We start from the raw sequence: 5,188 nt of genomic DNA, 5'->3' as shown, positions 1-5,188 counted from the left end.
CGTCTGTTCACGCTGCTGTGGTGAGACGGTGTAGCCAATACTGCCGATACTCAGCCACTCTTGCAGTTTGCCCAGCAACTGGCTGATGGCCTGGGTGTCCATGCTCTCAAGACGAATGGACTGGCGTACACGCCAGCCGGACAGAGTGTTGTCGCGGTAGACCGGGGTAGTCTGGTAATCCAGCGTCTGCACCTTGACGCCGGATTGCTGTTTGGCGGTATCCACAGCTTGCCGGATGGTGCGGTTGACCCGGGCGCTGAGTGCTGCCGGATCATTGCCTTCGTGTTGGACGAAGAGGGTGGCACTGAGGGTGTCGTTGTCCACCTCTTCGCCGGCAGAGACGGCCAGATTGATGCGGTCGTAGCTCGTGGGTGCGTTGTCGGCGGCGACGGCTTGACCGGTGAATAGGCTGAGCAGTAGCAGCAGATAGCGAACGGTCATGATAGCTCCTTGCTTGGGATCGGTTTATTAGGATGCGAATAGAGGTGATAGTAGATCAATACCGACGGTTATTGTGGGGTATCGGAGGCGTCGATTGGCACGCCGTCGATAAACAGTTGTTCGGTGTCGACCGCGTCGAACCGGTAGTGTTTGTTGCAAAAGTCACAATCGACTTCGATGGTTCCCTGCTCTCCCAGGATCGACATCAGCTCCGCCCGGCCCATGGCGCGTAGCGAACTGGCGACCCGTTCCCGGGAGCAGTTGCAGCGGAAGGCGACCGGCTCGGGTTCGAACAGACGCACCTGCTCTTCATGAAACAGGCGGTGCAGCAGGGTCTGTACCGGTAACTGCAACAGCTCTTCGTCGGTGATCGTATCGGCCAGCAGGCAGATCCGTTGCCAATCTTCGTCCTGTTCCTGGTCGGAAGGCAGTTTCTGCAACAGCAAGCCAGCCGCACGCTGATCGTCCGCCACCAGCCAGAAGCGTGACGCCAACTGCTCTGAGTGACTGAAGTAATTCTCCAGGGCGGCCGCCAGGTTTTCGCCCGCCAGCTCGACAATACCCTGAAACCGTTCCGGTCCCCGGTTGGTGACGGTGAGTGACATATGGCCAGAGCCATAAATGGCCGTGAGATCGCCTTCCGGCAGATCGCCCTGCCAATGGGCCAGTCCGCGCAGGGTACGCTGGTTCGTTGCCTGGACCACCAGGGTACGCAGGGGGCCGTCACTCTGGGATTGCAGGATCAGCGATCCGTCATATTTGATGGTGGCGGAGAGCAGGGTTACCGCTGCCATGGCTTGTCCCAACTGTCGACTTACCGCAGGCGGATAGTCGTGCCGCTCAAGCACCGCTTTCCAACTGGCATCCAGTTGTACCCACTCTCCCCGCAGGTTGTGGGATTCAAATAAAAACCGATAGAGCTGGTCTTGAGTCGTCATGGAGTCAATATTACGCGATCCGATGGATAAATGATGGCTCAGAAAATATCAAAGCGCTCGAACAGGGTGCTGAATTGCCCCCGGCCCTGGGTCATGCTGCGCAGTTCGGTGGTATAGCCGAGCAGGCTGGCCAGCGCTACTTCGCAATGGATGGTGGCTTGCTCAACGGTGCGTTCGGTATCCTGGATCAGCGCGTGACGCGACTGCAGATCCCCCAGGACCGCCCCCAGATTCTCTTCCGGGACGACAACCTCCGCTTTCATGATGGGTTGTAACAGGGCCGGGCCGGCGCCTTCCAGTGCTTTGCGCAGGGCGCGGGCGGTGGCTGATGTCAGGGCCTCGGGAGTGGAGTGGGAGCCGAACAGTTCCACCTGATCCAGTGTGACCTCCAGATCTTGCAATGGGGCCCCTTCCAGCGGGCCGCCGCCGAGGGCAAAACGGAGGCCTTGTTCCAGCGCCGCTTGCTGCAGGCTAGTGAGTTGGCCGCCCTCCGGCAAGATGGTCGGTTGGCTGTGGGTGACAATACCGGCACCACGCGACAGCGGGGCGACGCTAACGGTCACCTGTGCCTTCAATGGCTCCTTGCGGGATGGGTCGGCTGGCGGTTGGAACAGGAGGGTGAGTTGATGGCGTCGGGTAATGGTTTCACGCAGCGCGACCGCCGGTTTACCGGTTCTGACCTGTAGATTGTATTCTCGGTGCAGCCGCTCGATGATGATCTGCAGGTGCAACTCGCCCATGCCCCGGAGCAGTTTTTGGCCGGTTTCCGGGTCTTCGCCGAACTGCAGGGTGGGGTCCTCCTCCTGAAGCTTGTCCATCACCTCCAGAAACTTCTCTTCCTGGCTGGAAGAGGCCGGTTCCACGGCCAGGCTCAATACCGGTTCGCGGGTGTCGATGCGCTCCAGCAGCAGCGGGTGCCGGGGATCACAGAGGGTGTCGCCGGTGGCGGCGTGACGCAGTCCGGCCAGCAGCACGATATCACCGGCATGGGCGACGTCGAGGCGGGTCTTCTTGGCGGCATCCACGTCGAAGATGCGTGCCACGTGCTCCTGTACCACGCTGCCGTCAGCCCGGCTGAAGCGGACCTGATCGCCCGGTTTAAGTTGACCCCGGTAGAGACGGGTGAATACATGACGGCGCCCCTCCCACATCTGCACCTTGAAGGCCAGCGCCACCAAAGGCTGGTCATCCTGCATCGCGACAGTGGTGAGGCTGCCGTCCGGCAGCCAGGCGCTGGCCGGCGGGCGCTCCAGTGGTGCCGGGAGCAATTTGATGACACCGTCAATCAGTGGTTGCACCCCCAGATTACGTAGGGCGGAGCCGCCGAAACAGGGGCATACCTCACCCTTTAGCGTGGCGGCGCGCAAGGCTTCCCAAATCCTCTCCGGCGCCGGCTCTTCCCCACCCAATACCATATCGGCAAAGGCTTCGTCGGTTTCGGCAATACCCAGGAGCAGGTTCTCGCGATAGCTTGCGACGGATTCCCAAAGGGCCTGATCGCAGGGCGTCGTTTCCAGCTGGTCGCCATGCTCGCCGCCAAAGCGGATAAGGCGGCGCTCGATCAGATGGATAACCGCGTTCTGATCCGGTAACGGCAACGTCACCGGCAGCGGTGTGGCGCCGAGGCGTTTCGGTATGGTGGTTAGGGCGTGGTCGAAATCGGCGCCGGGACGATCTACCTTATTGATGAAAAAGAGGCAGGGAAGGTTGAATTTCGAGCGTTGGCGCCAGACGGTTTCAGTTTGTGGCTCGACGCCGCGGACGCCGTCCAAAACGATCACGCAGCCATCCAGGACCCGCATGCTGCGTTCCACTTCGATGGTAAAGTCCACATGCCCGGGGGTATCGATAATCTGGATCAGGTGGTCGTCCCAGGTGGCTTTGGTGAGGGCAGAGGTGATGGTAATGCCATGGCTCTGCTCTTCAGCCATGTAATCCATGTGGGCCGCCCCGTCATGGACTTCACCGATTTTATACAGTGCCCCGGTATAGAACAGGATGCGCTCGGTCAGCGTAGTTTTACCGGCATCGATATGGGCGGCGATGCCGATATTGCGGACCTTATCTTTCGAATGATTGTGATTCATTGAGTCGCTACAGTGAGTGTGAATACCCGGGCAAGCCTAAACGACTCCGACCCAATGTGGAATAACCTGCGTGCGTCGAGTAACCGATTTATGCAGATAAATGCCGTTTTTGATTATTCCATCCTACCGGGCTGCCAGATGCAGTATGATGGGGCGGTGTCGCTATCCGACAGGATAGGATAACGTGGGACTTGACGTAGCGTGGGAGCAAAGAATGATGATGCAGCGTGGATGTGCAAAGATTTTACTGGCCCTGGTGCTGTTGGCACCGTTGACCGGCTGGGGGGCTGAAGAGACGAAGAGTGAGGGGATGGGTGAGCAGGCGGCGCAGGTCTTCGGTGATTGGGGACGTCGCTGCGAGGCGCTGAAGACTTCAGGAGAAGAGCTCTGTCTGATCTTCCAACGCCTACGGCTGAAAGATAAAAATCAGACGATCCTCCATGTGACCTTCGGTTATCCGCCAGCGGGTAAAGGTCCGGTCATGGTATTGACCACGCCCCTGGGTGTGGCGTTGGCAGCCGGTGTCGAGATGCAGGTGGACAGTTTAGGTGAACCGCTCAAGGTCCCTTACAACATTTGCGTAGCGGATGGTTGCCGCGCCAGTCTGGTGGTAACCGATAACCTGCTGGAGTCGATGCGAAAGGGCGACAAACTCAAGGTGGCCTTTGCCAATGCGCAGAACAAACCCGTGGGTCTGCTGGTGTCGTTGAAGGGGTTTGTTGAAGCCGATCAGTCGCTGCAGAAGTAACGGAACTTGAAGGGGTCGGGAGACCGGCCCCTTATCTGGACTGGCCGAACAGTTCGGCCAGTTTTTCGCCGGGCTCTTCGGCCCGCATGAATGACTCACCGACCAGGAATGCATGTACGCCCTGCTGCCGCATCCGGGTCACATCCGCTAAGGTCAGTATGCCGCTCTCGGTGACGACAATGCATCCAGGAGGGATCTGGTCCAGTAGCTCCAAGGTGGTGTCCAGCGTCACTTCAAAGGTGCGCAGGTTCCGGTTGTTAATGCCGATCAAGCGGTTGCTCAGTTTTACCGCCCGCTGCAACTCTTCAGCATCATGTACCTCCACCAAGACATCCATGCCCATCTGGTGGGCCAGCGTATTCAGTTCCTCCAGGCTTTCATCACTCAGGCAGCTGACAATCAACAGGATACAGTCCGCACCGATAAGCCGGGCTTCATAAACCTGGTAAGGGTCGATGATAAAATCCTTGCGGATGACAGGTAGGTTACAGGCGGCCCGGGCCTGTTTCAGGTAGTCGTCACTGCCCTGGAAGAAATCCACATCGGTCAATACCGATAGACAGGCCGCCCCGCCACGCTGGTAGCTGGCGGCGATTTCGGCCGGTCGGAAGTCGGCTCGGATCACACCCTTGCTGGGGGAGGCCTTTTTGATTTCGGCAATGACTCCGGGTTCGCCCCGGTCGAGCTTGTCGGCGATGGCCTGGGCGAAGCCGCGTGGCGGGTTGTCGATGCCTGACAGTTGTTCGATCAGGTCGTCGATCGGCAACACGGCTTTGCGTTGCGCGATCTCCTCCAGTTTGCGCTGGATGATCTTTTTCAATATGTCGGGTGTATTGCTCATGGGCAATCTTCTCTGGTAAATACAGGCTGCAAGAGTTTACACGTTTTTGCTCATGAGTTAACCCGGGCCCGCTGGCTGGGTGCTTTTCCTAAACCGAGGTAGAGATGGGACGTTACCGTCCACCACAACCTAA

At 58.9% G+C, this 5,188-nt stretch carries 5 protein-coding genes; 1 reads left to right on the top strand and 4 read right to left on the bottom strand.

Features of this window, described 5'->3' with window-relative positions; all coding sequences use genetic code 11:
- From ACQY5R_RS12065 to ACQY5R_RS12055, 3 genes are all read right to left on the bottom strand, one after another.
- The coding region (locus ACQY5R_RS12065; protein WP_428608705.1) for an SIMPL domain-containing protein at positions 1-441 on the bottom strand (441 nt) is incomplete at its 3' end.
- Between the two features lie 68 nt (positions 442-509).
- Positions 510-1,379 (bottom strand): Hsp33 family molecular chaperone HslO, encoded by an 870-nt coding sequence (gene hslO, locus ACQY5R_RS12060; RefSeq protein WP_428608702.1) that lies wholly within the window; start codon positions 1,377-1,379, stop codon positions 510-512.
- A 38-nt stretch (positions 1,380-1,417) separates the two neighbouring features.
- Entirely contained in the window at positions 1,418-3,466 is a 2,049-nt protein-coding gene (locus ACQY5R_RS12055; protein ID WP_428608699.1) for an elongation factor G, read from the bottom strand.
- 214 nt (positions 3,467-3,680) lie between these two features.
- On the opposite strand from ACQY5R_RS12055, the gene ACQY5R_RS12050 reads away from it, so the two are divergent.
- Positions 3,681-4,214, top strand: coding sequence for an invasion associated locus B family protein (locus ACQY5R_RS12050; RefSeq protein ID WP_428608696.1), 534 nt, complete (start codon positions 3,681-3,683; stop codon positions 4,212-4,214).
- 31 nt (positions 4,215-4,245) lie between these two features.
- On the opposite strand, the gene trpC is transcribed toward ACQY5R_RS12050, so the two are convergent.
- A complete protein-coding gene (gene trpC / locus ACQY5R_RS12045; RefSeq protein WP_428608693.1) occupies positions 4,246-5,055 on the bottom strand; it encodes an indole-3-glycerol phosphate synthase TrpC in 810 nt (269 codons plus the stop codon).
- Between the last annotated feature and the right edge of the window lie 133 nt (positions 5,056-5,188).

The sequence above is a fragment of the Sedimenticola sp. genome, from assembly GCF_050289425.1.
In the GTDB taxonomy this organism is placed as follows: domain Bacteria; phylum Pseudomonadota; class Gammaproteobacteria; order Chromatiales; family Chromatiaceae; genus Sedimenticola.
Note: the sequence above shows the minus strand (reverse complement) of the source record. Positions and strands in the feature narration are given on the sequence as shown.